Source organism: Asaia prunellae JCM 25354, from assembly GCF_000613885.1.
In the GTDB taxonomy this organism is placed as follows: Bacteria; Pseudomonadota; Alphaproteobacteria; order Acetobacterales; family Acetobacteraceae; genus Asaia; species Asaia prunellae.
Window position 1 is genome coordinate 115,543 of sequence record NZ_BAJV01000008.1, and the last position, 26,178, is coordinate 141,720.

The window sequence follows — 26,178 nt, forward strand, 5'->3', positions numbered from 1 at the left end:
ACGATCGCTTGAGATTGGCTTGTTCCCCTCATCAGGCTAGAACGGATCGACTGAACAAGACCGGAGCCTCGATCCTTGACCCCCTTGCCCGAAAACGGCGGACGCCCCCTTTCCTTTCAGGATCTGATCCTGCGCCTGCATCAGTTCTGGTCGGCACAGGGCTGCGCCCTGCTTCAGCCTATGACACCGAACTGGGTGCGGGTACGCTCTCGCCGCATACAACGCTGCGGGCATTGGGGCGCAAGCCGTGGAAGGCCGCCTATGTGCAGCCCTGCCGCCGGCCGTCAGACGGGCGCTATGGTGAAAACCCGAACCGGCTCCAGCATTATTACCAGTATCAGGTGTTGCTCAAGCCGACGCCGGAAGACAGCCAGCGCCTGCTGCTCGACAGTTATCGTGCCATCGGCATTGACCCGGAAAAGCACGATATCCGCTTTGTCGAGGATGACTGGGAAAACCCGACCATCGGCGCCTGGGGGCTGGGCTGGGAAGTTTGGTGCGACGGTATGGAAGTGACGCAGTTCACCTATTTCCAGCAGGTTGGCGGTATTCCGACGGTCGTTCCCTCGACCGAACTGACCTACGGGCTGGAGCGTCTGGCCATGTATGTGCAGGGCGTCGAAAACGTCTATGACCTCGATTTCAATGGTCAGGGCCTGAAATACGGCGATGTCTTCCTGCGTGCTGAGCAGGATTATTCGCGCCATAATTTCGAGCTGGCCGATACCGAAATGCTGATGCGCCATTTTCGCGACGCTGAAGCGGAATCGGTGCGTCTGGCCGAGGCTGGCGTGGCCCAGCCCGCCTATGACCAGTGCGTCAAGGCCAGCCATCTGTTCAACCTGCTCGACTCACGCGGTGTCATTTCGGTGTCGGAGCGCGCCTCCTATATCGGGCGCGTGCGCAATCTCGCAAAGCTCTGCTGCGAAACCTGGCTTGCTGGCGACGAGGAGTCGAAATAATGGCCGAACTCCTTCTCGTTCTTGATTGCGAGGAAATTCCTGCCCGTATGCAGGAAAGCGCCGGTCAGGATCTGGCGCGTCTGGTTTCCGAAGCGATGGCACCGCTTTCACCGCGTAAAGTCACACCGTTCTGGGGCGCCAGACGGATCGGCCTCAGTCTGCAGATTGACGAACAGATCGCTGAATCCACCCAGTCTGAACGTGGTCCCCGCGAGAGCGCGCCCGAACAGGCACTGGCCGGATTTCTGCGCAAGCATGGCGCCGAACGCGACGCGCTGGTGCTGGAAAACGGCTTCTGGGTGCTCAATCGCACGCTGCCCGCCATCGGCGCCGCGCAGCAGATTGCCGAAACCATCCCGGCCCTGCTCTGGCGTTTTCCCTGGCCGAAATCCATGCGCTGGGGCCATGGCAGCGCCTTTACCTGGGTACGCCCGCTGCGCCGCGTGATCTGCCTGCTTGATGGTGCACTTGTGCCCTTCAGCCTGGCGACCGAAAATGACGATGCTCATGGGCTCGTTTCTGGTACGCAGACTGCTGGCCATCGCTTCATGGCGCCGGATGCTTTCGACGTGACTTCTTTCGAACAGCTCAAAAGCGAGCTGTTTGCGCGCAAGATCGTGCTTGACCCGGCGCAGCGCCTGTCGATCATTCGCGACGGGTTGCAGGCCCAGGCAGACAAGGCCGGTCTGACACTCGTGCAGGATGACAAGCTGGTCGAGGAAGTGTCGGGTCTGGCCGAATGGCCGGTCGCTCTTCTGGGCCGTATCGACGACGCCTATATGGATCTGCCGCCTGAAGTGATGCAGGTCTCCATGCGCATCAATCAGCGTTATTTCGCGCTGCGCACTGCAGACGGCAGGACCGCCCCGCATTTCGCCTTCATCGCGAATATGGATTTTGCCGATGGCGGTGCGCTGACCATTGCCGGCAATGAGCGCGTCCTGCGCGCGCGTTTTGCTGATGCCCGCCATTTCTGGGACCTCGACCGCAAGACGAAACTGGCCGAGCGCGTGGCCGCACTCGATGCTGTAACCTTCCATGCCAGACTTGGTAGTCAGGGTGCACGCGTTCAGCGCATCGTGGCGCTTGCCGGTATCGTGGCTCAGGCTATGGGGCTGGATGACACGGCACAAAACCGGGCGCGGCGCGCTGCCCTTCTGGCAAAAGCCGATCTCACGACGGGCATGGTCGGGGAATTCCCCGAGCTTCAGGGCGTGATGGGCGGCTATTATGCCCGCCATGACAATGAAGGCGATGCCGTTTCTGACGCTGTGGCAGAGCATTACATGCCACGCGGTCTGAATGACGAGACGCCACGCGCCCCGGTCTCGGTCGCTGTAGCGCTGGCCGATCGTCTGGATCTGCTGACAGCCTTCTTTGCCATGGGCGAAACGCCGAGCGGATCGGGAGACCCCTATGCGCTCCGCCGTGCGGCATTGGGCATTATTCGCATCATTCGTGACAATGGGCTGCGTCTCGATCTGACGGCGCTGATCGCCCAGGCTGCGCAGAACCTGCCGGTAAATCTGCGTGAAGGCGGAGAACTCGCGGCATTGCCGGGCTTTCTGGCTGAACGCCTGCGCGTTCAATTACGCAGCGAAGGCGAACGCCACGACGTGCTGGCAGCCGTGCTGGCCGGTGGACTGGACGGCGATCTGGTGCGTCTACTGGCCCGTACAACAGCACTTGCAGAAATGGTCGGTACGGATGACGGGCGCAATCTGCTGGCGGCAGGCAAGCGCGCGGCCAATATTCTGCGCATCGAAAACCGCAAGGACGGCCCGCATCAGGGCGCGCCTGACAGCGCGCTCTACGTGCAGGACGAGGAACGCGCCCTTGGCGAGGCACTTGCCTCAGCGCAGACAGCAATTCACGCCTCACTCGGGCAGGAACGATTTGCCGAGGCGATGATCGCGGCAGCGTCTCTGCGCCCCGTGCTCGACCGGTTCTTCGAAGTCGTGACGGTAAACGATCCCGATCCCACCCGTCGTCTCAACCGCCTGCGCCTACTGGCGCAGATCGGAGAGACCCTGACCGAAATCGCCGATTTCAGCCAGATCGAAGGCTGAGGCTCAGCGCCCCACCGTTTCACCCGGTGGGGCAAGCCCATGGCTGACAAGGCTGCCATTCTGATAGGCCGTTCCAAACGCAGCTATGGAAGCCCCTGTCACCAGGTCATGACCAGAAGCGCCGCCTTCACCCGGCAGAAAGCGCTTTGCAAAATTCACAATCTTTCCGGCGGTGGTACGACGCAGCGGTGGAGGCGACATGGCATGAGGCAGAGGGGCAGGCTCCCAGCCATCCTTTGTTTTTCCTGCAGAGGTTACCGGGTAATCGGGCGTCACTTCGACCGGGACGTTCACCTGCAAGGGCAGAACAGTAGAAAAACCCTGCCTGCGGGCGACAGCTCCTGAAATCAAAAACATGCCTGTAAAAGCCACAAGGCCGAGCAGAGACAATGCACGCATCGTTTCCTCCTGCAAAACGGCGCTCAGCGTGGCACACAGACCACCACACTCAAAAAGATTTTTCGATCAATCCATCATATGATCGCATGAAGAAGACTGCCATTTGCTCTTGTCGCCACGACAGAAAGCGAGCGTCACTTTTTTCTACGAATGCAAGCAGAGACATTATAGGCTCTCAACCATGCAGCCGAGCTTCTTTGTCAATCATGGCGGTGGGCCATGCTTCTTTCTTGAACCGAGCCCGATGCGCCGGGCCTGGGCGCCGCTTGAAACCTATCTTGCGGGGTTCGCATCACGCCTGCCAAGGCGGCCGGATGCGCTTCTGGTTATTTCAGGCCATTGGGAAGAGACCGTGCCAAGCATCCATTTCGGCGCGTCACCCTCGCTCCTGTATGATTATGGCGGATTTCCAGCTCATACCTATGCGCTGGACTGGCCCTCTCCGGGATCCCCCCGTCTGGCAGCACGTATCAGCACCCTGCTCGACCAGGCCGGGATCAGAAACACGCGTGAAATAACGCGCGGCTGGGATCACGGTGTGTTCGTACCGCTCAAGGTCGCTTTTCCCGATGCGGATATCCCGGTTGTGCAACTCTCGCTCCAGCAGGATCTCGACCCGGAATTTCATCTTGCCCTTGGTCGCGCCCTCACCCCGCTTCGGGCTGAAAACATACTGATTATCGGTAGTGGACAATCCTACCATAACGTAAGCGGCTTCTTTTCAGGAGGCGATGCAGACCACGCAGCACGGACGTTCGACCGCTGGTTGCAAAATGCGATGCGCGACCCCTCACAGCGTGAATACGCCTTGCGAAACTGGCATCACTCTCCTGCCTCCCGTATGGCTCACCCGCGTGAGGAGCATCTTCTACCGCTCATGGTAGTGGCCGGAGCGGCCTCAGGTGAGGCAGCCCATCTTGATTTCACAGCGACCGTCATGGGCAAATCCCTGTCCGGGTTCCGCTTTGGCTGATATCCAGCCTTCAGGACGAGTGATCTGTTTTATCGATTGTTTCGAGTATATCAATCAATTGGATTGATATCCGTTTCCCCCTGATACTCTGTCCCAGTGAGAAAAACGAGGCAGATCATGTCAGAAATCCACGATACCGCAATCATTGGTGCTGGAGCCAGCGCCACATTACTGGCCTGGAACTTGCGCCATCGTCATGACCGCAACTGCGTTGTAATCGACCCGACCCAGCAACCCGCCCTTGGTCTGGCTTACAGGACGCGCAGTATCGACAATCTGCTCAATGTCCCCGCCAGCGGTATGAGCGCACTGGCAGATGACTGCAGGCATTTCACAGAGTGGCTCCAAAAAAAGATTGACCCCGCTATCGACAGAGATGCCTTCATTCCCAGAGCGATATACGGGCTTTATCTTCAGGATCTGTTTCGTCAGGCCGCCCCGCTTCATGCAAGAACCCGTGTCATGTCCTGTATGCCGGACAACGATATTATCACACTCCGGCTTGAAGGCGGACGCTGCCTGAGCGCGCGTCAGATTGTGCTGGCACTCGGGCATTTTTCTCCGCCACTCCTGCCCGGCCTCTCGACTGAACTGATTCACAATCGGCATTACCATCATCAGGTCTGGGACAGTCATGTTCCTGATGCCATTGCATCAACCGATCCTGTGCTTCTGATCGGGAGCGGCCTGACGGCCATTGATCAGATCATGCAGCTTCGGGCAGCTGGTCACACCGGCAGGATAATGATCGTGTCACGCCATGCCCGTCTGCCGCAGCGTCATGACGCCACACCAAAGCTGGATACTCCCGTCATCACGCCCGGAAGCTGTGTGCCGCGCTGTACCGCCTATCTCCATCAGTTCAATGCCATGATGAAGCGCGGTATTCCCTGGCGGGCCTGCATCGACAGCCTGCGCCCCGTCACAAACCAGCTCTGGACTGATCTGCCACAGGAAGAAAAAGCGCGGTTCCGTCGGCATCTGCAACGCCGCTGGGACGTCGTGCGGCATCGTATGGCACCACGCATCGCCGAAGCGCTTGATGCCGGGCTGGCAAATGGCTCGCTTTCCCTTCATGCCGGGCATCTGCAAGAAATAGAGGCAATGACTGATGGATTGCGTGTCATGGTCAGGCATGGAGATCGTATCGACAGGTTCGAGGTTGCCCATGTTCTCAATTGCACGGGGCCGAACCTGCATTATGACCGGGTGGATTCTCCCCTGCTGCACGATCTGTTCGCCAGAGGGCTGGCCCGTCCCGGGCAGGGAGGCGCAGGACTGGACACAACGGATGACGGACAACTCCTCGGAGAAGACAACAAGGCCCGGTTGCCGCTTTACACACTTGGCCCCGCGCGTCAGGGCACGTTATTCGAGTCGATAGCCATTCCTGAAATACGCAGCCAGGCCTATGATCTCGCCCGATTGCTCAATGGGCGCCTGGCCCGAATTCAGTTGCAGGATCTGTGTGCATGATTAGCCGCTATACCGATCACGCAGCCAATGAACGCACCTTTCTTGCCTGGGTACGCACTGCGCTTGCCATGGTGGCAATCGGCTGCATGCTGGCCAAATTCAATATTTTCCTTCGGCTGATCAGCTCTGAACATCACGAAGCCATGCCCACTCTTCCCGGATCTTCTGCATGGATCGGCGTCCTGACGATATGTGCCGGACTGATGCTTCTGCCAGCAAGCTGGTGGCGTTTTCGTAAGGTAAAGGAAGCTCTTTCGGCAGAAGAACCAAGAGAGATTACACTGAACGGGCTTGAGGGTCTTTTCTGCCTGTTCCTGTCCCTTCTGGTCGCCGCCATATTGCTGTCGCTTCTGGGCGTATTGCCATCGTGACTCTCGAACAGCTTCGCATTTTCATAGCTGTTGCCGAACGACAGCATATGACCCAGGCTTCTGAAGCCCTTGCCCTGTCCCAGTCCGCTGTCAGCCATGCCATCATGACGCTGGAAAACAGCTTCGGGGTCAGATTATTCGACCGGATCGGCCGTCGTATTCTTCTGACAGATACAGGACGCGTCTTTCTGCAGGAGGCGCGCGCAGTACAGGCGCGTGCCCTTGCAGCCCGGGAGTGTCTGGAAGAGCTGGGTGGTCTGCGGGCAGGCAGTCTTCATGTCTGGGCCAGTCAGACTCTGGCCAGTTACTGGCTGCCAGCACGTCTCAACCGCTTCGCCGCTCTCTACCCCGATGTGAAGCTCGGCATGACAATCAGTAATACAGACGAGATCTGCGCCCGACTTGGTGACGGCACGATCGGGTTCGGATTGATTGAGGGCAGCGCCAGCCTTGCATCACTCTGCACGGAGAGGCTTGCACGCGATCAACTCCTTCTCGTTGTAAGCCCGGATCATCCCTGGGCTGCAAAAGTACCGGGCACGACCGAACTTCATAAGACACCCTGGATACTGAGAGAAAAAGGCTCCGGTACCAGAGCAAGCTTTGAAAACGCTCTGTGCTCCTGGGGAATTCTTCCTGAAAGCCTTGATATTGTCATGGAGCTGACCTCGAACGAAGCCATAGCCACCATGATCAGCACAGGCCTTGCCGCCACGGTACTCTCGGCAAGCGTGGTTTCGGGACTGATTGAAAACGGACTTCTCTGTCCCGTTTCCATCGCTTTTCCGGACCGTCATTTTACCCTTGCCCGTGGCGAACGAAGTCTCTCACCCGCCGAGCAGGCCTTCTGCACGTTGCTTCGCTCACAACACTTGCCAGAAGAACGCTGATACACTTGCAAGACAGAGCAGTCCTGTAATCCGCCTCCCGGAAAAAGGCTGTCACAGGTCCTTGCGTGGCGCGGGCAGATCGGGGTCGTTGCGATGCACCCAGGCGGAAAGCAGCAGACCAAAGCCGAACATCATCGTCAGCATGGCCGAACCACCATAGGAAATGAGCGGCAAAGGCACACCGCCAACAGGAATCACCCCCATGACCATCGACAGATTGACGGCGCAATAAAGGAAAAAATCGACCGAGATACCCAGAGCCAGAAGCCGCCCGAACTGGTTGCGGCTTCGCATGGCCATCAGCATGCCCCCCACAACCAGCAATGCCAGTAATCCGATTACGGATACGGCGCCAGCATACCCCCATTCCTCACCGATCATGGTAAAAATGAAGTCAGTCTGTTTTTCAGGCAGGAAGTTCAGTTGCCCCTGCGTACCGCGCAGATAGCCCTCTCCCCACATCCCCCCAGAACCAAGCGCGATCTTGGACTGGATGATATTGTACCCTGCCCCGAGAGGATCGTGCTCAGGATGCAGAAAGGTATCAATTCGCGCCTTCTGGTAGTCATGCAGATGGGCATAGACAAACTTGCCCAGAAACGGCACAGGCGCAACGAGCAGGGCGATCTGCCACAGGCGCATGCCAGCGGCAAAGAACATGGTGGCGCCTATCAGCCCGATAATGACTGCCGTGCCCAGATTGGGTTCCTTGAGTACAAGGCCGACCGGGATCAGCGTCAGCAATGCAGGCGGTATCAACCTCAGCGGATTACCCATACGTTTGGTGTCGATCCGGTGGAACCAGCTCGCCAGTATGAGGACCAGCGCAATCTTCGCAAATTCGGAGGGCTGGAACTGCACCCCAGCCAGATTGATCCAGCGTTCAGCACCCTTGCCCACATGGCCCATATGGAGAACCAGAGCGAGAAGCGTCACCGATACCAGATAGATCGGAATGGAGAACAGGCGCAGCAGGCGCGGACTGGTCAGCGCCACCGTGATCATCATCACCAGACCGAAACCGAAACGCACGATCTGGGGACGTGCAAAAGGCGCAGCCGACCCGCCACCCGCAGAATACAGCGCAAGATAACCGACACCAGCAAGAACACAGATCAGCAGTACATAAAGCCAGTTGATCTGAAGCAGCTTGCCCAGAAGCCGGAAACTCGGCTCCGGACGCCAGAGACGTTTTTGCCAGTTCACTATTCGGCGTCCGCGACGGCCTGACCGGGAACATGGTCGTGATTGACCGGATCACGCAACAATGTATCGGTCATGATATCACGCGCCAGCGGGGCCGCGGCATCGGCACCGCCATTGCCGTGCTCGATGACAACCGCAATTGCGTAGCGTGGAGCGTCATAAGGCGCAAAGCAGATGAAGAGGGCGTGCGGACGCTCCTCCCAGGGCAGATTCATCGAGTTGAAATGCCCGCTTTCACGCAGGCACGTGAGACCCGTCGCACCTGTGCCGAACCTGTCTTGCCCGCCAGCGCGACATCCGGAAGGCCGAGTCTGGCCTTGGGTGCTGTTCCATGCGGTGCATTGACCACATCAAACATCCCCTGACGAATGACGGACAGATGAGCCTCGGTAATGTCCAGTGCCGGCGCGGCATCAAGCGGCGTATGCTCTGAACTGCGGTCATTGACCTTGCGCACCAGATGGGGGGTGACATTGCGTCCGGAGGCAATGCGCGAGACATAGGTGGCCAGTTCAAGAGGTGTTACCTGAACGAAGCCCTGGCCGATACCGGCATTGACCGTATCCCCACCATTCCAGTGGAACCCGTGTTTCTGCCGCCATTCCGGGGTCGGGATGACACCTGCGCGGATGTGAGGCAGTTCAATATCAAGCCTGGTGCCCAGACCAAAATCATTGGCCATGGTCTTGATCGGCTCCATACCGATCTTGCGCGCCGCCAGATAGAAATAGACGTCACAGCTGTATTTGAGGGCCTGCTGCATGGTGATGCTGCCGTGCCCCCAGCGGGACCAGCAGTGAAAACGCACCCCGCCCATGTCGTAATAACCAGGGCAGGTAAAACGATCCTCGGCACTGATCAGACCCGACTTCAATGCGGCAAGGGCGACAGCAGGTTTGAACGTGGAACCGGGAGGATAGACACCGGCAACCGTTTTGTTGATGAGGGGTGTACGAACGTTGTTGGTCCATTCGATCCATTGGGCATGGCTCACGCCTGAATCGAAAAGTGACGGATCGAAAGAGGGAGTACTGACCATGGCCAGAACTTCACCGTTACGACAATCCATCACGACCACGCTTGCCGCCTGATCGCCTATGCGATTGAGCACCATCTGCTGCAACCCGGCATCGATGGTCAGTACAACCTCATCGCCCTGCTGACCGTCAATACGGTCCATCTCACCCATGACACGGCCTCTGGAATTCACTTCCATTTCGACCGAACCGGGCTCGCCACGCAAAAGCAGATCCTGGGTCTGCTCAATTCCGGCACGACCGGCACGCATACCGGGCAGGGCCATCATCGGGGTTGCAGCAACATCACGCTCGTTCGGCGGCGCCACATAGCCGACAATATGAGCCAGCTGCGAACCGTAAGGATAAAGCCGTGTGGTGCCGACATCAACCAGCACACCAGGAAGGCTAGGTGCGTTGAGCTCGATACGCGCCATATCGTCCCAGCTCAGAAAATCCTTGAGGGAGACTGGGACATATTTCCGTATATGACGGAGATCGCGCTCGATACGGGCATGATCACGCTCGTCCAGCGCAATGATCTGACCGAAACGCGCGATTGTCGCATGAATATCAGTCGTCTCCTCAGGCATGAGAAGAGCACGCCAGTTCACCTTGTTACCGGCAAGCTGCAAGCCAAAGCGATCAACGATCTGCCTCGGGCAGGCGCAAGCAGACGCTTGCTTGTGCGATTGCGTGCCGCGAGGTCACGCAGATGATCGCCTTCGTGCACCTGAAGGTCATAGAGCTTCTTGCCCAGCACACCGAGCACGCCGGCCTGGGTGGCCAGCACCAGCAGTGCACGCCGGGTAAAGACACCGCGTGAAGGCGTAATCTCTTCGCGCTTGGCACGCATGCGGGACGGATTATGGGATCGGGAGGATTTGCCGCGTCTGAATTTCATCGAACGCAGGCATTCCCGTACCGGATTTCGGCCATGGCTGCACGTTCGCCTGTCAGGCGTCCATTAGTAAGCATTACGCTGCAACGGAACATCATGCTCGAAACCGGGCCTTCAGGCTTGTTCAGGGTCTGCCACCGTGCGACGCGCCCAGGCAAACAGGGCGCTCAATGTCGGATAGATACCAATTGTCACCGCCGCCTGAAAGAGACTCGGCACCGGAGACATCATTGCCAACGTCCCGATACACGTGATGATCCATCCAAACAACGATAAAACAAGCGCAAGCCCACCCAGCAAGGCCCAGCCAAAAAGGAAGCTGATGCGGCTAAGGCCGTAACGCCACAAATGAGCGACACCGTGAAACACGAGGAGGGAAAACAGGAAGACGCCAGGCGGCCCAAAACTCAGCGCCTCACAAACCAGTCCGACGCAGAATGTCATGAAAGGCGTCATGGATTGCGGTCTGTGCGCCGACCAGAAGAAAACCGTACTCGCCGCGATGCCAAAACAGAGCTCGTTCTGACCAGGGATCCCGAGCCCTGCAGACAGAAGCAACGCGCTCAACACAATAAAAAGCGAAGGCAGGAGCGCGCGCATGAGCTGATCAAGCGCCGGCGCAGGGTAGGCCGCGGCGCGATGCCCGGGTGGATGTCGGGAGAGTGGCGATGACCGACCATGAACTAGCCCTGCCCCTTCATCGGCTTCTGGAAAGGCACAAAAGGCAGCTCCGGAGCAACGGGCATGGGTGGCATCAATCTGACACGGCCTGGTGCATCGGGCCCGGCATGATCAGCACTGGTATAGTCGAATACGCGAATGATATCCGGATGATCGAGTGAAGCCTCAGGCACAACGACAGGCGTGCCGGGGCGCAGATAGTGCACCGTTCCCACGATCAGCCCGCCTGGCATACCGGCAAAGGCGCCATGTACGTGCCCCTCGGGAGCAGGCTGCTCACCTGTAACAACACGCTCTCCCTCTACAGGACGATTGTCCTGCGCATAATAGATCAATCTGGGATATGGAGAACCATCACCAGCCATGATGCATTGCCACGTGAGGCAGTCAGCATGACTGGTATGCGGCTGGCATCATCATTGATCATCAGAATGCGTACGGTGCGTGCGCCTGTTTCCGTTACACGCCCAAGCAGACCTGATGCATCAAGAGCAACATCCCCTGGCACAATGCTATGCCCATCCCCCACGGCGAGGAGGACAGAACGCCCATAGAGCCCGCCAGCATCACGCAGCGCATGACCACTGACGAAATTCGGCGCGTTATCCGGAATCCAGTGAAGACTGGCTTTGAGCTGAGCATTCTCGTCGGCGAGCGCGACGGCCACGTCATACCAGCGACGGAGTTTCTGGTTTTCAGCCCGCAAGCGGGCATTTTCCCCGGCGACATCGCTCAGTCCCGTAACGGTCTGACGAAGCCGGGCAAATGCCGTCTCAGGGGTGGCCATCAGCTGATAGGCGGGAGCAAGCCCGTCAGCCAGCTTCATGCGCAGGTGATCCACGTCCGGGCGACGGGTCAGACCGAGCATGATCAGACCGATTGCCAGCACGAAGAAAAACGGCAGCATCAGCTTTGCGAGTGCGTGTCGCCCCTGAATCGACAGCATCAGCCGGATGCTCCCTGGCTATCAGTACATCGAAATCAGGACATTCCGCAGGCGGCGCATCTCTTCAAGCGCACGTCCCGTACCAAGTGCCACGCAGGAGAGCGGCGACTCACCCACCGTCACAGGCAAGCCGGTTGCGGTACGCAGCACGTCATCGAGGCGATAAAGCAAGGCCCCACCACCGGTCAGCACAATCCCCTTGTCGACGATATCGGCTGCAAGCTCCGGCGGCGTGTTCTCCAGCGCCGTGGTCACGGCATCAACAATCTGCTGCACTGGTTCAGCAAGGCTTTCCGCCACCTGAGCCTGACTCACCAGAACCTCGCGTGGAACACCATTGACGAGATCACGCCCCTTCACTTCCTTGACCGGGCCTGGATCACGCGGATCATCCGGCAGGCAGGCAGAACCGATTTCCATCTTGACACGCTCTGCCGAGCTTTCACCGATCAGCAGGTTAAAGGTTTTGCGGATATAGGAAATGATGGCGTCATCCATCTTGTCGCCACCCACCCGTACCGAGCGAGCGTAGACAATACCACCAAGGGAAATGACCGCCACTTCTGTGGTGCCGCCGCCAATATCGACAATCATGCTGCCCGAAGGTTCGGTAACCGGCAAACCGGCTCCTATTGCCGCTGCCATGGGCTCTTCAATCAGCATGACCTTGCGCGCACCTGCGCTTTCGGCACTTTCCTGAATAGCACGACGTTCGACAGCTGTGGAACCCGAAGGCACGCAGACAATGATCTGCGGGCTGGCAAAGGCGCGGCGATTGTGAACCTTGCGGATGAAATGCTTGATCATTTCTTCCGCCACCTCGAAATCAGCAATCACGCCATCGCGCAGGGGGCGAATGGCCGTGATATTGCCCGGGGTACGCCCAACCATCAGCTTGGCTTCATCGCCAACCGCCAGAACCTGTTTCTTGCCGCGCACATCGGCGATGGCAACAACAGAAGGCTCGTCAAGAACAATACCACGTCCCTTGACGTAAACGAGTGTATTGGCGGTGCCGAGGTCAATAGCCATGTCTGCCGACATGAGACCCAGCAGACGTGAGAACATTCAAGCCTCCTGGCCGAAAGATTTGCGCGCGCGGGTTGCACTCTGCCCCGTTCTGCACGGCGCCCCGTAAAATACGGAATGAGGGAACCGGAAGAAGAGAGAAGCGTGACGCGAGATATTCTGGCGCTGGGCTTACCGGGGCAATGATTGTGGAGCAAGACCCGATCAGGGAAAATTCCAGTTTAATGCCAAAAATACCCCGCACGGAAATGTGCACCCCGAAGGCAATCGCAGGGGGTTACGCTTGGTTACAAAGCATCCCAAACTAGCCATGGTGACGCCACGCTTCGAACGCGCCTGATCAGGAAATTGAATCTTGTAACCTGATCACGAGCTGGTGGCATGAGGAAACTCGTTAAATACCGCCTCGTTCAGGCAGGTAGAACGTCTTTAGTAGGATAGTAGATAATGACCGAGCGTGCTTCTTTTATTCGTCCGCGCAGACTTGCTGCCCTGTCAGCCTGCCTTGGCATGCTGGGTCTCAGCGCCTGCGGTAACCCGTATGATCCGGCGCGCGTGCAGGCTCGGGTGCCTGATTGGTGCTGGCGGTGGTGCCGCAATCGGCGCTCTCGCAGGCGGTGGACGTGGCGCAGCCATCGGCGCTCTCGCAGGTGGTGCACTTGGTGCAGCCGGCGGCGCCGCAACCACGCCGAACCGTCCGCGTTCCGGTTACTGATTTCATCAAGCCCAAGAGACCGCAATGCTGATACAACTCCCCCCTGCGCCCCTACGGCGCCTTACTGCCGGGCTGGGACTTGCCGGGCTTTGCGCTCTGCTGAGCGGGTGCGGTAGCCCATATGACTCCGGCGCTCGCGCCGGATCAGGTGCCCTGATCGGTGGTGGCGCTGGTGCTGCGATCGGTGCCGTAGCGGGTGGAGGTCGTGGCGCCGCGATCGGTGCTCTCGCGGGCGGGTTGCTTGGCGCCGCAGGGGGAGCGGCGACTACGCCAAACCGCCCGAGTGTGCAAGGCAATTACTACAACCAGGGTGCCTATTATAACCAGGCCCCGCAACAGGCGTACCCGACGCAGCAATATCCCGCCGGCTATGCCCAGCCTGCTTACCCTGCTCAGCAAGGGTACCCACAGCAGGCGTATCCCCAGCAAGCCTACCCCCAACAGGCTTATCCTGCGCAACAGGGCTATGCCGGTTACCAGAATGGCTACTGAATAAAAGTCCTGCAGCTTATATCTGACAGGCTTTACCCCAGACGAGACAACCTTCCGCCATGCAAATGGACGGGAGGTTGTCTCATGCGGATTTCACGGCACACGAATAGGATCAGGGTCCGGAATCATACCAACCGGTATCAACCCTGATTTTACCAGGCGATCTGCTCAGACAGGCAATGCTTCAGGTTCTGTGCGCGTGCGCTTTACAAGCAGTTTATTCAGTGCATGGACATAAGCCCGCACGGCCGAGACAATCGTATCCGCATCAGCGCCCTGCCCATCGACCATCTTGCCGCCCTCCTGAAGGCGTACAGTTGTCTTGGCCTGCGCATCAGTACCTTCGGTGACAGCACCGACAGAGAATAATTCGAGCACGGCTTCATGGGGAAAAATCTCGCCAATCGCCCTGAACGCGGCATCAATCGGACCATTACCGGAAATTCTTGCTGTTTTTACTGCACCATCAACAAGCAGTTCCAGCTCGGCCTGAGCCGGTCGTTTGGAACCTGCCAGCAATTCAAGCGAGACAAAGCGGATACGATCATGATCGCGTGTCTCGTCGTCAACCAGAGCACGGATATCGTCATCGAATACCGTTTTCTTCTGATCAGCAAGAACCTTGAAACGTTCGAAAGCATCCTGGATCTTCTCATCAGGCAGATCGTAACCCAGCGCTTTCAGCTTGTCGCGGAATGCCGCACGTCCTGAATGTTTTCCCAGGACCAGAGATGTCTTGCTCCAGCCCACACTCTCAGGCGTCATGATCTCATAAGTGGCCGCATTCTTCAGAATGCCGTCCTGATGAATCCCGCTTTCATGAGCGAAGGCATTGCGACCGACAATGGCCTTGTTGGGCTGCACATCAAAACCGGTAATATTGGCCAGCAGACGGGAGAGACTCAGCAAACGCGGCGTTTCGATGCGGTTATGAAACGGAATTCTATCGCGGCGGGTGCGAATGGCCATCACGACCTCTTCGAGAGCGGCGTTGCCAGCACGCTCGCCAATACCGTTGATGGTGCATTCTATCTGACGCGCCCCCCCGGCAACAGCCGCAAGGGTATTGGCAACGGCCAGCCCCAGATCATTATGGTTATGCGTCGAGAATATGACCTTTTCGGCGCCAGGCACACGCTCACGCAGCATGGTGAAGATCGCCTGTAATTCATCTGGCGTCGTAAATCCGACAGTGTCCGGAATATTGATGGTGGTTGCACCATGGCGAATAGCGGTCTCAACGCAACGACACAGGAAATCGGGTTCGGTACGCGAACCGTCTTCGGCCGACCACTGGACGTCATCCGTGAAATGACGTGAGGCCCTGTTGCCCTCAGCGATCAGCTCCAGCACCGTCTCCGGCTCCATACGCAGTTTGTACTTCATATGGAGTGGCGAGGTAGAGATAAAATTATGGATACGGCGACGTGGGGCTTTCGCAATAGCCTCACCTGCCGCCTCGATATCACGCTTGCCACCACTGCGGGCCAGGCCACAGACCACGGCCTCACGCACGGTTTCGGCAATTTTCTGCACGCTTTCGAAATCACCGGGAGAGGCAACCGGGAACCCGGCCTCGATCACATCCACACCCAGCTCTTCGAGCGCCTTGGCCATGCGGATCTTTTCTTCGAGATTCATGGAGAAGCCGGGCGATTGTTCTCCATCACGCAACGTCGTGTCGAAAATAATGACGCGATCGTCAGCGACTGTACCAAAGGACGGATGGGTAATGGTCATGGTTGTTTCTTCTCATTGCTTTGACAATATCATCATGGACCCCCTGAACGCGCCAGACAGGCTGGCGGCGAAATGCGCTCAGGGCTGATAAGTCGAAGCGTCGGAAGAAGAAGGCCCAGGCACGGCTCACCATGCGCTGACGCACGGTGCATAATGCCGAAAGAGAGGGCCGAAATGATCATGGAAATTCTACTACTGCACAAACAGGCCCCTTGGCTAGCGTAACCGGACGATTTTCTAGCCCGATCGCGCAATATTCGTACCTGCCCCCTGAAAATAGCGATCAATGGCAGCACTCATGGCCCCCGCAACCTGCTGTCGATAAGCAGCCTGACGCAGGGCCGCCTCGTCATGCCTGTTGGACATGAACCCCATCTCGACCAGAACAGACGGAATATCTGCGGATTTCAGAACGACAAAAGCGGCATGACGTGCCGGATGATGCAAAAGCCCTATGCGAGGCTGAAAGGCAGAAACAACGCTCGCCGCCATATGGGCAGAACCCCTGCGGGTTTCCTCGTGAACCAGACTCGCAAGAATATTCTGCACTTCTGACGACATGCCGTGAAAAGCCGGGCCAGCAAACCGGTCAGCGCTGTTTTCAGTCTGGGCAAGAGAAGCCGTCTGGGCATCAGAAGCGCCATTGGAAAGCGTATAGACACTTGCTCCGCGTACCGCCGGATCATGCAGCGCATCGGCGTGCATTGATATGAAGAGCTGCGCCTTGTGCCGATGGGCAAGGTCGACACGTCCTTCAAGCGGGATGAAATGATCATCAGCACGCGTCATGACCACATCGTAACGCCCTGCCGCCTTGATCTGATGATAGAGTTCCCTGGCCGCCGCCGCCGCTATATGCTTCTCGTAAGTACCGCTCACTCCTATAGCGCCGGGATCTTTGCCACCATGTCCGGGGTCAAGCATGATTACAGGTCTCGGCGGCGTGGCATTGCCGATGACTGCAGGAGCTTTCCGGCTCACCTGACCATGTCCTTTGTGTCGGGTAAGCGCAAAAGCTGCCTGGCACGACAGAGCGGGTGCAGTAGTCAACGCCACTCCAATCAGATGAGTCATCTGACGGCGGGTCGGTTTCGGAACAGACATTGGAACGACCTTGGATAGAGCGCGGCGATCCAGCATTTTCTGACATCATAATGCGGTGTCAACATGGCAGAATAGGGAGTCTTGCACGAGGTCGGATTTTCGGTCATCCTGTGGGAGAAGAATTGCGAAACGGTCGATCCGGCACCAGTGACGGAGCGTAGCTCCCCGACGTACCGCTCCCGTTTCATGCCATACTTCACGCGTCATTATGGTTTGCAAGCACTGCCTCCACTCCGCTGGCCCATGCCGCAGGACTGCAAGGAAGGTTAGTCTTCAAGCCGGGTGCGCAGATGACAACTCGCTGGGGCCGCATGAAATCTGCCAGTCTCGTTTTGTGGAAAACTACCGGATCGGGTCCTGCCCGACGTCCGACGCTGTTCCGCGAGCGCTGGTCTGATGGCTCCTTTTCTTTCCAAAATCCTCGATATTCTGCCGCACGCGCCGGAACAGCCGCTGTATCTGCACAGGGCCTGGTACCGGATGTGACAAGGGCCGACCGGAGTTTTCCTTTATATGAACAAGCGCATGCTGATCGACACCACACACGCGGAAGAAACCCGCGTCGTGGTCATGGATGGTGATCGTCTCGAAGATTATGATATCGAAACATCGTCCAAGAAACAGATCAAGGGCAATATCTACCTCGCCAAGGTAATTCGCGTTGAGCCGAGCCTTCAGGCCGCCTTCGTCGATTACGGCGGCAACCGTCACGGCTTCCTTGCATTCAGCGAAATCCACCCGGATTACTTCCAGATTCCGGTTGCCGACCGTGAAAAGCTGCTCGCCCTTCAGGACGAGGATCTCCGCGCCGATGAGCGCGTCGAGAACGAAGGCGACAACCAGAACGGTGACGAGACCGAAGTCGCTGAGTCCAGCGATCAGGGCGAGTTCGAAGCGCGTCCCGAAACAGTCGGTGGCGAACATGACACAGGCGACGAAGGGGCTGCCGCGCGTCGTACGGCGCGCTTCCTGCGCAACTACAAGATTCAGGAAGTCATCCGCCGTCGCCAGATCCTGCTGGTTCAGGTCGTCAAGGAAGAACGCGGCAATAAGGGCGCTGCCCTCACCACTTATGTGTCGCTCGCCGGTCGCTATTGCGTTCTGATGCCCAACGCCCTGCGTGGCGGCGGCGTATCACGCAAGATCACGTCAGACAGCGATCGCAAGCGCCTGCGCGATATCATCGCCGAACTGGACCTGCCGCGTGGCATGGCCATGATCGTGCGTACCGCCGGTGCCCAGCGCCCTGGCCCTGAAATCACACGCGACTGCGAATATCTGCTTCAGCTCTGGGATGATATCCGCAACCACACATTGTCTTCTGTTGCCCCCACGCTGATTTACGAAGAAGCCAATCTGATCAAGCGCGCCATTCGCGACCTGTTCAGCAAGGATATCGAAGAAATCATCATCGACGGCGAACCGGCCTGGAAGAACGCACGCGAGTTCATGCGCCTTCTGATGCCGCATAATGCCAACAAGGTGAAACTCTGGCGTGACCAGAGCCAGAGTCTGTTTGGTCGCTATCATGTCGAGGGCCATCTGGACGCGATCTTCTCGCCTACCGCACAGCTGAGATCAGGCGGTTACCTGGTGATCAACCAGACAGAAGCCCTCGTCTCCATCGACGTGAACTCTGGCCGCTCGACCGGTCAGCGCAATATTGAAGATACGGCTGTCCGCACCAATCTGGAAGCCGCTGACGAAGTAGCCCGCCAGCTTCGCCTGCGTGATCTTGCAGGACTTGTCGTGATCGATTTCATCGACATGGAAAGCCGCAAACATAATGCCATGGTCGAAAAGCGCCTCAAGGACGCGCTGCGCAGTGATCGCGCACGCATCCAGATCGGCCAGATCTCGCATTTCGGTCTGCTGGAAATGTCACGCCAGCGCCTGCGTCCGTCAATTTCCGAAGCCGTTCTGGTCCCCTGCCCGCATTGTCAGGGTACGGGCCATGTACGGGGTGTCGAAAGCGCAGCCCTTCATGTTCTCCGCGCGCTGGATGAGGAAGGCCTGAAGCAGAAGGCTGCTGAAGTCAGCGTCCATCTGACCTCGGGCATTGCCCTCTATATCCTCAACAACAAGCGCGACTGGCTGGGCGAAATCGAACAGCGCCACCGCATGCGCGTATCCTTCCATCCGGATGACAGCCTGACACCTGCCGATCTGCGTATCGAGCGCGTCAGACCGCAAGTGCCGGCAGAAACCCAGCCCGCTCGCGTTTATGAGGCTGAGGCCTCTGTTTCGACGGTTGAAGCCGTTACTCAGGAAGACGAGATCGAACAGGGTTTCGAGAATGTAATTCCGGAAGAGGACCGTGAAGACGGTTTTCGTGAGGAAGGCAACCGGGAAGAAGGAGGCCGTCGTCGCCGCCGTCGTCGCCGCCGCAATGGTCGTCGTTCCGATGAGAACCGTGAGGTCCAGACGGAATCGGAGAACGCCTTCGACGCTGGCAGTGAAGACGAAGCACAGGATCTGCCCGCAGCCGCCCCAGTCCAGGAGGCACAGCCTGCGGACGAAGCGGAAGCTCTTGTCGTACCGGGACGTCGTCGTATGCGCACACGTCGCGTATCGCGAGACGAACGGGGTCTGGATGAGCGTAACCAGAATGAGCGCCCTCAGCCAGAGCGCCATCAGGAAGAGACGTCACGCGAGAACCGCCAGAACATCGAGCGTCGTGCCACTGTCGAAAAGCGCGAAAACCGCTGGGTAGGGCCAACTCCTGCTGATCCGTTCGGTGGTGGTTCGTTCGATATATTCGACATGATCGAGCAGGCTGAATCCCGCCTTGGTGCGCCTTCCGCGCTCAATACGGAACCCAAGCCCACTCTGGTGACCGAACCCAGAAACGAGGAGGTGCAGGAGTCCCATAGCGCACCTATCGCTCCTCTGGCGGAAACTTCTCGTCATGAAGTCGAAAACGATGGACGCAAGAGCCGCTCTCGCCCCCGTCGCCAGCCCGTCGCAGCCGAGAATGCTGAACCGGCACCTGTCGAGCCTGTCTCCACCGATTCTGCGCCCGTCGCCGAACCGGTAGCTGTAGCCGAGGCAGATCTTGACAAGCCTGCCCCACGCCGCCGCGGTCGTCCACGCAAGACACCAGTTGCTGCCACACTCAGCGAGGGAGAGGCCCAGGTAGCGGTTGCTGTTGAAACAGTATCCGAAACCAAAACGCCGAAACCGCGCCGTGGCCGCACCACTGCACGCAAGGAAGTCGAGGCAAAATCCCCCTCTGCCAGAACACGCACGGCAAAGGGCAAGACAAAGACCGAGGAGGCTCCGGTAGTGCAGCCAATCAACGTTGATGAAGTTGCCCCGGCAAAGCCGCGAACCGGCTGGTGGAAGCGCTGATCCAGCCAGGGTTGTTCACAGCACATGAAAAAGGGGGCGGTTCATTCCGCCCCCTTTTTCTTATCTGATCTTCCGAACCACTAACGGATTATCAAGGATCGGTAGCAATTAACGACGACTCCATCTCTTTGTGCTCAAAAGGCCAGTCGATCCACCAGACGGGTCAGGGCGCTTCAAGCCAGCCCGCTGCGCGCAATTGCGCCACATGGGCGCGTGACACGGGTACTTTTATGCCGTTAACGAGGATGAGGCGCAGGCTTCTGGAAGATCCCTCCCAGCCGACAAGAGCCTTTCGGGCTACCCACCATGAACGATGAACCTGCATTCCGGTACAGCCGGACTGGCGCAACAGGCTTCACGGAATACGCCATGAACCAGCTTCGAGCCGTCAAACTGATGACAGCGTATGTAATGATCGTCCATCTGCAAAGCCAGAATGGTTTCCGGTCGCGGATAGTCATCGGCAATTCTTATCGGTAGCATGACTGGACTTGCCCCCTCAGCGATTTTGGCCGGAGCAGTCTCCCCAACTTTGCCGGATACCCAATGACCTCGCCTCAAGCCAAAAATGACAAAGACAACGCATGGCTGGGCAATCAGTAATACCTGCCCGTACCATCGCCACCAGCCCGGGAGATGATGGGCAAGCTCAGGCCAGATCGACAGGGCAAGATCACGGCTCATGATCGTCTGCAGCAGGCTCAGCACACAGACCAGCCCGATAACCCCGGACCAGAATTTCATACCCTGCGCCATGCAACCGATATGTCGCAGGAAAAAAAGAGGCCCTGCATAAAGCCCGATCCCCATCACGGCGCATGTCACCCAATAAAGAATACGCAAGACAGGTCCAGAATTGAGATAACTGCCATAAGGCCCGAGAAGGCCGAAGAACGCTCCCCCCAATGCAGCGATGCAGACGGCTCTCAGCCCGTAATGACGCCTCTGCCACAGACTGACACCTGCATTCCGTACAGGCGTGCGCTGCTGCCGAGCAGACTCCGTGCCACGCTTCTCCGCTGCTTCCATAGTACATCCTTCTGAAAAAACGTCCTTGCCAGGTTGCACTTTCACCCATTCGCCCATTCACGAAATGACGCTGGCCGTTCAGTTAAATCCCGCTTTTGTGGACATTCTTCCTCTCAGGAGTCCAGCTTTCATGCCGCTTGCCTTACGCCTTTGTCTCTGCCTTTCACTCCTCACCCTGTTGACAGGCCCTGCTCATGCACAGGGCAGCTCTGTGGGTTGCCAGCATCTTATCGTGTCAGACGGGCTGGAACTTGGCATCTGGTATCCGAGCCAGGGTATCCCTCGGCATCAGAATCTGAGTCCTTATGAACAGGACTGTATTCCCGATGGCGTTGTCAGAGGCCGTGACCGGGCACTCATCGTTATTTCCCATGGTACAGGCGGATCATGGACCAGCCATCTCGACACGGCTGCGGCATTGGCAAAAGCAGGTTATGTCGTGGTGGCGCTGACAGAGCCAGGCGATAACTGGCATGACCAATCCCGGTCCACGGACCTGGCAGGCAGAACGCATGCCCTGAGCGCCGCCCTTGACTACATGCTTCATCAATGGCCGAACGCATCAAGGCTGGATCAACATCGTATCGGCGCTTTTGGCTTTTCCTCAGGGGGCTGACGGTTCTGCTGTCCGTGGGCGCGAGGCCGGTTCTCTCGCGCATTGGACCATGGTGCCAAGCTCAGCCAGGCCAGTTTACCTGCAGACTCATTGCCAGAAGCAACACCCCGCCAAAGGCTGATCTGCCTGATCTGACTGACCATCGTATCAAGGCTGCAGCTATAGCCGCCCCTGCACTCGGCTTCACGATGGACCATCAGGCACTTGCTCATGTGCGTACGGCTATCCAGCTCTGGCAGGCCCGATGATCAGATCCTGCCTTCACCGAGCTCAGTCGAGCCCATACGCGATGCCCTGCCCCGTGTTCCGGAAAGTCATCTGGTCTCCGGAGCAGGACATTTCGATTTTCTTGCCCCGTGCCGACGCGGATCCGAGACTTTGCCGATCTGTCAGAGTAACTCCTCCTTCGATCGCACCCGGTTTCACACAGAATTCAATGCAGAATTACAACGTTTTTTCAATGAGACGCTACGCCCTCTGAGCGACTAGAAACGTGGTCATTCTTCATCGCTCAGCGGCAGACGCTTGGGGCCCCGGTGGCGGCGATATAGGTCCCTGTCAGCGGATTGAAACAGGCATTCTGCGGGCAGGAACTGCCGGAAGCCAATCCGTCACTGAAGACCTGCCCCCCCATACGGTTTGTCTCCTGCTGGACCGCACCGCAAAGCGGCGTGTTCACCGGGGCTGAAGGGTCATTAAGCAATTGCGCTGCATTGGCAGGCGGCGTTTCTGTCGTCATGCCCGGCGCAAAATCCTGAGGCGGCAGGCGTGTTTGCGCCTGTGTAACCGGCCGGGATGCAGTGGTATCCGCACATCCTGCGGTCAGCGTCATACACAGCAGACCGGCGCCGAGGCCAGTACGATAAAGATGCTTCATAAGCCAAGATCCCCCTGTTCTTTCTTTTCCGCACCCAGAGGGTCAAGCCTTCCCTGACGGGTACCATCTGCAAAACGCAAGGTGATTGCACCCCCACGCGATCGCCCGGAAGCTGTCGTCACCGGTTTTCCATGACCATCCTGCACCAGGGCATAGCCTCGCGCCAAGACGGCCTCTGGCGAAACCGCCTCCAGCCGTCCGACAATGCCGGCTAATCGTGCGCGATCAAGCCCGATGCGGGCCCTGAGTGACTCGGTACCCAGCCGGGCATGGGTGAACCCCGCACGTTCCTGCTGCATGCGATGCCTTATTCCGGCAGCAAGGGCGGCGCCAGCCAGACCAAGACCGGCCTGTTTCTGCCCGAGAAAATGCGCTGCGGAAGGCATACGCCCCTCCAGGCTCATCAGGTGCTGACGCGCACGTGAAGCCACCATGGGCAAGGCGAGTTCAAGACGCTGTCCCCGTTCATCAAGTCTGAAATGTGCCGTTTCAAGAAGACCCGGCAGATCGGGCAAGCGTGCGCTCATCTGCTCGGTACGCGCCCGTGCCAGTTGCAGATGACGTGAAAGACCTCCGGCCAGGCGAGCGCCACGATGAGCAAGATCGGCCACCATCTCGGAGCGCAGTGGCACGGCCATTTCGGCAGCCGCTGTGGGTGTCGGCGCACGCTGATCGGAGACATAATCGATCAGGGTGGTATCGGTCTCATGTCCGACAGCCGAAATAAGCGGAATGGGACAGGCTGCCACTGCGCGCAGAACGCTTTCCTCGTTGAATGCCATCAGATCTTCGAGGGAGCCGCCGCCACGGGCGACGATCAGAAGATCGGGGCGCTCCCCGAAGGTCGCAAATCCCTCGATGGCGGCAGAAATCTGAGCTGCTGCCCCCTCCCCCTGCACCGCAACCGGCCAGACAAGGACCGGGCGCGGAAAACGTCGCGAAAGTGTGGTGAGAATATCATGCAACACGGCACCCCGGCTCGAGGTCACAAGGCCGATCAGCTCTGGCAGGAACGGAATTTTTTTCTTGCGTTCAGGGTCAAACAATCCCTCAGCCAGCAGTTTCTGGCGCAGCTTCTCAATCTTGGCCAGAAGCGCGCCCTCACCGGCAAAGCTCATCTGGTCAATAACCAACTGATAGCTTGATCGGTCGCCATAGGCAGAAACGCGTCCTGTTGCGATCACCTCAATGCCGTTTTCAGGCACGATACCAAGACGTGAAACTGAACCACGCCAGATCACGCCTGAAATCTTGCCTCCCTGGTCTTTCAGCGAGAGATAGACATGACCCGAAGGATAGCGTTTGAGTTCGGTAATCTCACCACGTACGCGTACACGGCCAAAATTGCCCTCAAGTGTGCGTTTGATCGCACCCGAGATCTCACTGACCGAATATTCGGGAACGTTGCCGCCCGCGCTTTGATCGTTTTCGCTCATATGCCCAGTCTATGCTACGGAACGCGGGCTAGGACCAGTCAGAACAGGAAGAATGACAATGCGGGTGTTACTTGTCGGATCAGGTGGACGTGAACATGCCCTTGCGGCCTGCCTTTCCCGCTCTCCCGAGCTTGAGGTGCTGTTTATCGCCCCCGGTAATCCGGGCATGGTTCCGCTCGGCACGCTGGTGCCGATTGCCGCTGATGATGTCGAGGCCCTTGTCGCCTTTGCAAAAGAGCAGAAAATCGACCTTGTCGTGCCGGGCCCGGAAGCCCCGCTGGTCGCTGGTCTGAGCGATCTCTGTGTCTCCGAGGGCATTGCCTGCGCTGGCCCGAGCCAGGCAGCCAGTGCGCTTGAAGGCAGCAAGAGCTTCACAAAGGATGTAGCCGATGCTGCTGGCATTCCCACGGCCCGCTGGGAGCGTTTTGAAGAGGCAGAACCTGCTCTCGCCTTCGTACGTCGTCGCGGTGCCCCGATCGTTATCAAGGCTGACGGTCTGGCAGCGGGCAAGGGTGTGATCGTGGCCCAGACGCTGGAAGAAGCTGAAGCCGCAATTATCGACATTCTCACTGATCGCAGCTTTGGCGAGGCCGGGGCGAGCATCGTGATCGAGGAATGTCTTGTCGGTCAGGAAGTTTCGCTCTTTGCTTTCTGCTCGGATGGAGAAGCAGTGCTGATCGGCGCTGCGCGCGACCACAAACGTATTGGCGAGGGTGATACAGGCCCCAATACGGGAGGCATGGGCGCCATCTCTCCTCCACCGCATTTTGGCCGTGACGCTCAGGAACAGGCGCTCGATATCATGGTGCGTCCCATGCTGGCCGAGATGGTCCGACGCGGCACACCTTTTCGTGGGATCATCTTTGCGGGACTAATGCTGACCAAATCAGGCCCGAAACTCATCGAATATAATGTGCGCTTCGGCGACCCTGAAGCACAGGCTTTACTGATCCGCCTCGAGTCCGACCTTCTGCCTACACTCAAGGCGCTTGCTGAAGGTCAGCTCGCAAAAGCATCGATCTGCTTCACAGATGAAGCCTCTGTCTCGGTTGTTCTTGCAGCGAAGGGCTACCCGGGAACCCCCGTCAAGGGCGGAGCCATTCGTGGGATTGCGCGTGCCGAAGCCGTGCCCGGCGTTTCGGTGTTCCAGGCCGGTACCGCTTTGCAGAATAACAGCCTCGTGGCATCGGGCGGTCGCGTACTGACGGTCTGCGCTAAAGCCGCCACCCCTGCTGAAGCCCGAGCACGCGCCTATGAGGGTGTAGCGGCCATTGAATGGGCTGATGGTATTTTCAGACGCGATATCGGCCTCTGAATACTTCCGCCGAGTTCGGATGCCGCGCCCTGATTCCCTTTTCTTTGGGCAAATCCGGGAGCGCGGCAAACTCACAAGCCGGTAACAGCGCCCGTTCCGACACGGGCGCAACCATCATTTCGACAGGGATCTCGGGCTCCGGTTACGACGGGTCCATTTGATTTTCTTTTTCAGTCGACGTGCTCTCATGGGCTCTCTCCTGGAAGGAAGATGTATCAGGTTCCGCTGATTTGCAGTGGAGCATGATCGCCGAGGATCCTGCGTATCTTGCCCTCGGTATGGGGCGACATCTCTATTGTTACCACCATCGGCTCGTTACGAAGGCGGCTTTCACGGTAGAGGGTCTCCTGTCGCGTGCGACTCTCCCCAGGAGGTGGATGGTCATTGATCAGCCACCCCCAGGCCCCCATAGGCCGATGAACCTCGTTCTCGGGCTTGATGACTGCATCGGGCTCCGCCCCTGTGGCGAGCCGATACTGATGAATGGTTTCAGACGGAATGTCGCATACCAGAAGATCATCAACAGCGATCTGGGCATGACGGGCGGTGTCAAACACCGCCATGAGCGTAGGCTGCATCATCCT

General features: G+C 58.2%; 21 protein-coding genes and 4 pseudogenes. 12 read left to right on the forward strand and 13 right to left on the reverse strand.

What is annotated here, in order from left to right:
• Positions 1–75 precede the first annotated feature (75 nt).
• Positions 76–962: pseudogene (locus JCM25354_RS17660) on the forward strand (glycine--tRNA ligase subunit alpha).
• Positions 962–3,031: a glycine--tRNA ligase subunit beta gene (gene glyS, locus JCM25354_RS08370; protein WP_025885681.1), complete on the forward strand. Its 2,070-nt coding sequence runs from the start codon at positions 962–964 to the stop codon at positions 3,029–3,031. Before JCM25354_RS17660 ends, glyS begins: the two are co-directional and overlap by 1 nt.
• Before the next feature lie 3 nt (positions 3,032–3,034).
• Here the strand turns inward: glyS and JCM25354_RS20125 are convergent, their stop codons facing one another.
• Positions 3,035–3,430 carry a hypothetical protein gene (locus JCM25354_RS20125; RefSeq protein ID WP_025885682.1) on the reverse strand — a complete coding sequence of 132 codons (396 nt, stop codon included), beginning with the start codon at positions 3,428–3,430 and terminating at the stop codon, positions 3,035–3,037.
• A 181-nt stretch (positions 3,431–3,611) separates the two neighbouring features.
• Here JCM25354_RS20125 and JCM25354_RS08380 point away from each other — a divergent pair, with 181 nt between their 5' ends.
• The 4 genes from JCM25354_RS08380 (at position 3,612) to JCM25354_RS08395 (ending at position 7,140) form a co-directional block, all read left to right on the forward strand.
• Positions 3,612–4,403: a DODA-type extradiol aromatic ring-opening family dioxygenase gene (locus JCM25354_RS08380; protein WP_025885683.1), complete on the forward strand. Its 792-nt coding sequence runs from the start codon at positions 3,612–3,614 to the stop codon at positions 4,401–4,403.
• A gap of 117 nt (positions 4,404–4,520) precedes the next feature.
• Complete coding sequence (locus JCM25354_RS08385) at positions 4,521–5,879, forward strand: FAD/NAD(P)-binding protein (RefSeq protein ID WP_025885684.1); 1,359 nt, start codon at positions 4,521–4,523, stop codon at positions 5,877–5,879.
• Positions 5,876–6,250: a YidH family protein gene (locus JCM25354_RS08390; protein WP_025885685.1), complete on the forward strand. Its 375-nt coding sequence runs from the start codon at positions 5,876–5,878 to the stop codon at positions 6,248–6,250. Before JCM25354_RS08385 ends, JCM25354_RS08390 begins: the two co-directional genes overlap by 4 nt.
• On the forward strand, positions 6,247–7,140 hold the full coding sequence (locus JCM25354_RS08395) for a LysR family transcriptional regulator (RefSeq protein WP_025885686.1): 894 nt from the start codon (positions 6,247–6,249) through the stop codon (positions 7,138–7,140). Before JCM25354_RS08390 ends, JCM25354_RS08395 begins: the two co-directional genes overlap by 4 nt.
• A gap of 51 nt (positions 7,141–7,191) precedes the next feature.
• On the opposite strand, the gene rodA is transcribed toward JCM25354_RS08395, so the two are convergent.
• The 5 genes and pseudogenes from rodA to JCM25354_RS08420 form a co-directional block, all read right to left on the reverse strand.
• Positions 7,192–8,346, reverse strand: coding sequence for a rod shape-determining protein RodA (gene rodA / locus JCM25354_RS08400; protein ID WP_025885687.1), 1,155 nt, complete (start codon positions 8,344–8,346; stop codon positions 7,192–7,194).
• Positions 8,346–10,266, reverse strand: a pseudogene (gene mrdA, locus JCM25354_RS17670) (penicillin-binding protein 2). Before mrdA ends, rodA begins: the two are co-directional and overlap by 1 nt.
• Before the next feature lie 111 nt (positions 10,267–10,377).
• Positions 10,378–10,863 carry a hypothetical protein gene (locus JCM25354_RS17675; RefSeq protein ID WP_243443975.1) on the reverse strand — a complete coding sequence of 162 codons (486 nt, stop codon included), beginning with the start codon at positions 10,861–10,863 and terminating at the stop codon, positions 10,378–10,380.
• Positions 10,864–10,946: 83 nt separating this feature from the next.
• A pseudogene (mreC, locus tag JCM25354_RS17680) lies at positions 10,947–11,890 on the reverse strand (rod shape-determining protein MreC).
• Positions 11,891–11,911: 21 nt separating this feature from the next.
• Positions 11,912–12,958, reverse strand: coding sequence for a rod shape-determining protein (locus JCM25354_RS08420; protein WP_025885688.1), 1,047 nt, complete (start codon positions 12,956–12,958; stop codon positions 11,912–11,914).
• A gap of 502 nt (positions 12,959–13,460) precedes the next feature.
• Between JCM25354_RS08420 and JCM25354_RS17685 the strand changes: the two genes are divergently transcribed.
• On the forward strand, positions 13,461–13,634 hold the full coding sequence (locus JCM25354_RS17685; RefSeq protein ID WP_199899932.1) for a YMGG-like glycine zipper-containing protein: 174 nt from the start codon (positions 13,461–13,463) through the stop codon (positions 13,632–13,634).
• Positions 13,635–13,658: 24 nt separating this feature from the next.
• Positions 13,659–13,916: pseudogene (locus JCM25354_RS23730) on the forward strand (hypothetical protein); the annotation flags it as partial.
• Between the two features lie 378 nt (positions 13,917–14,294).
• Here the strand turns inward: JCM25354_RS23730 and JCM25354_RS08435 are convergent.
• The gene (locus JCM25354_RS08435) at positions 14,295–15,866 is read right to left on the reverse strand and encodes a 2-isopropylmalate synthase (protein ID WP_025885691.1); all 1,572 of its coding nucleotides are present in this window, start codon (positions 15,864–15,866) and stop codon (positions 14,295–14,297) included.
• 237 nt (positions 15,867–16,103) lie between these two features.
• Complete coding sequence (locus JCM25354_RS08445; protein ID WP_243443978.1) at positions 16,104–16,970, reverse strand: N-acetylmuramoyl-L-alanine amidase family protein; 867 nt, start codon at positions 16,968–16,970, stop codon at positions 16,104–16,106.
• 513 nt (positions 16,971–17,483) lie between these two features.
• Here JCM25354_RS08445 and JCM25354_RS08450 point away from each other — a divergent pair.
• Positions 17,484–20,321: an Rne/Rng family ribonuclease gene (locus JCM25354_RS08450; RefSeq protein WP_025885693.1), complete on the forward strand. Its 2,838-nt coding sequence runs from the start codon at positions 17,484–17,486 to the stop codon at positions 20,319–20,321.
• A gap of 163 nt (positions 20,322–20,484) precedes the next feature.
• On the opposite strand, the gene JCM25354_RS20680 is transcribed toward JCM25354_RS08450, so the two are convergent.
• Positions 20,485–20,646, reverse strand: a complete 162-nt coding sequence (locus tag JCM25354_RS20680) for a LytTR family DNA-binding domain-containing protein (RefSeq protein WP_084294685.1) — start codon at positions 20,644–20,646, stop codon at positions 20,485–20,487.
• Positions 20,619–21,350, reverse strand: coding sequence for a hypothetical protein (locus tag JCM25354_RS08455; RefSeq protein WP_025885694.1), 732 nt, complete (start codon positions 21,348–21,350; stop codon positions 20,619–20,621). Before JCM25354_RS08455 ends, JCM25354_RS20680 begins: the two co-directional genes overlap by 28 nt.
• A gap of 130 nt (positions 21,351–21,480) precedes the next feature.
• Here JCM25354_RS08455 and JCM25354_RS20130 point away from each other — a divergent pair, with 130 nt between their 5' ends.
• Together JCM25354_RS20130 and JCM25354_RS20135 are read left to right on the forward strand one after the other, a co-directional pair.
• Positions 21,481–21,966 (forward strand): alpha/beta hydrolase family protein, encoded by a 486-nt coding sequence (locus JCM25354_RS20130; protein WP_051537301.1) that lies wholly within the window; start codon positions 21,481–21,483, stop codon positions 21,964–21,966.
• 14 nt (positions 21,967–21,980) lie between these two features.
• Complete coding sequence (locus JCM25354_RS20135) at positions 21,981–22,214, forward strand: hypothetical protein (RefSeq protein ID WP_051537302.1); 234 nt, start codon at positions 21,981–21,983, stop codon at positions 22,212–22,214.
• Between the two features lie 263 nt (positions 22,215–22,477).
• Here JCM25354_RS20135 and JCM25354_RS08465 read toward each other — a convergent pair whose 3' ends face one another.
• Positions 22,478–22,843 carry a hypothetical protein gene (locus tag JCM25354_RS08465; RefSeq protein ID WP_025885695.1) on the reverse strand — a complete coding sequence of 122 codons (366 nt, stop codon included), beginning with the start codon at positions 22,841–22,843 and terminating at the stop codon, positions 22,478–22,480.
• Positions 22,840–24,279 (reverse strand): exodeoxyribonuclease VII large subunit, encoded by a 1,440-nt coding sequence (gene xseA / locus JCM25354_RS08470; RefSeq protein ID WP_025885696.1) that lies wholly within the window; start codon positions 24,277–24,279, stop codon positions 22,840–22,842. Before xseA ends, JCM25354_RS08465 begins: the two co-directional genes overlap by 4 nt.
• A gap of 58 nt (positions 24,280–24,337) precedes the next feature.
• Between xseA and purD the strand changes: the two genes are divergently transcribed.
• Positions 24,338–25,594, forward strand: coding sequence for a phosphoribosylamine--glycine ligase (purD, locus tag JCM25354_RS08475; protein WP_025885697.1), 1,257 nt, complete (start codon positions 24,338–24,340; stop codon positions 25,592–25,594).
• Between the two features lie 215 nt (positions 25,595–25,809).
• On the opposite strand, the gene JCM25354_RS08480 is transcribed toward purD, so the two are convergent.
• Entirely contained in the window at positions 25,810–26,175 is a 366-nt protein-coding gene (locus JCM25354_RS08480; RefSeq protein ID WP_148301448.1) for a hypothetical protein, read from the reverse strand.
• Between the last annotated feature and the right edge of the window lie 3 nt (positions 26,176–26,178).

Coding starts and splice junctions, on each gene's coding strand:
- glyS (WP_025885681.1), top strand. CDS start 962: ATGGCCGAACTCCTTCTCGTTCTTGATTGCGAGGAAATTCCTGCCCGT.
- JCM25354_RS20125 (WP_025885682.1), bottom strand. CDS start 3,430: ATGCGTGCATTGTCTCTGCTCGGCCTTGTGGCTTTTACAGGCATGTTT.
- JCM25354_RS08380 (WP_025885683.1), top strand. CDS start 3,612: ATGCAGCCGAGCTTCTTTGTCAATCATGGCGGTGGGCCATGCTTCTTT.
- JCM25354_RS08385 (WP_025885684.1), top strand. CDS start 4,521: ATGTCAGAAATCCACGATACCGCAATCATTGGTGCTGGAGCCAGCGCC.
- JCM25354_RS08390 (WP_025885685.1), top strand. CDS start 5,876: ATGATTAGCCGCTATACCGATCACGCAGCCAATGAACGCACCTTTCTT.
- JCM25354_RS17675 (WP_243443975.1), bottom strand. CDS start 10,863: ATGCGCGCGCTCCTGCCTTCGCTTTTTATTGTGTTGAGCGCGTTGCTT.
- JCM25354_RS08420 (WP_025885688.1), bottom strand. CDS start 12,958: ATGTTCTCACGTCTGCTGGGTCTCATGTCGGCAGACATGGCTATTGAC.
- JCM25354_RS17685 (WP_199899932.1), top strand. CDS start 13,461: ATGATCCGGCGCGCGTGCAGGCTCGGGTGCCTGATTGGTGCTGGCGGT.
- JCM25354_RS08435 (WP_025885691.1), bottom strand. CDS start 15,866: ATGACCATTACCCATCCGTCCTTTGGTACAGTCGCTGACGATCGCGTC.
- JCM25354_RS08445 (WP_243443978.1), bottom strand. CDS start 16,970: ATGTCTGTTCCGAAACCGACCCGCCGTCAGATGACTCATCTGATTGGA.
- JCM25354_RS08450 (WP_025885693.1), top strand. CDS start 17,484: ATGAACAAGCGCATGCTGATCGACACCACACACGCGGAAGAAACCCGC.
- JCM25354_RS20680 (WP_084294685.1), bottom strand. CDS start 20,646: ATGCAGGTTCATCGTTCATGGTGGGTAGCCCGAAAGGCTCTTGTCGGC.
- JCM25354_RS08455 (WP_025885694.1), bottom strand. CDS start 21,350: ATGGAAGCAGCGGAGAAGCGTGGCACGGAGTCTGCTCGGCAGCAGCGC.
- JCM25354_RS20130 (WP_051537301.1), top strand. CDS start 21,481: ATGCCGCTTGCCTTACGCCTTTGTCTCTGCCTTTCACTCCTCACCCTG.
- JCM25354_RS08465 (WP_025885695.1), bottom strand. CDS start 22,843: ATGAAGCATCTTTATCGTACTGGCCTCGGCGCCGGTCTGCTGTGTATG.
- xseA (WP_025885696.1), bottom strand. CDS start 24,279: ATGAGCGAAAACGATCAAAGCGCGGGCGGCAACGTTCCCGAATATTCG.
- purD (WP_025885697.1), top strand. CDS start 24,338: ATGCGGGTGTTACTTGTCGGATCAGGTGGACGTGAACATGCCCTTGCG.
- JCM25354_RS08480 (WP_148301448.1), bottom strand. CDS start 26,175: ATGATGCAGCCTACGCTCATGGCGGTGTTTGACACCGCCCGTCATGCC.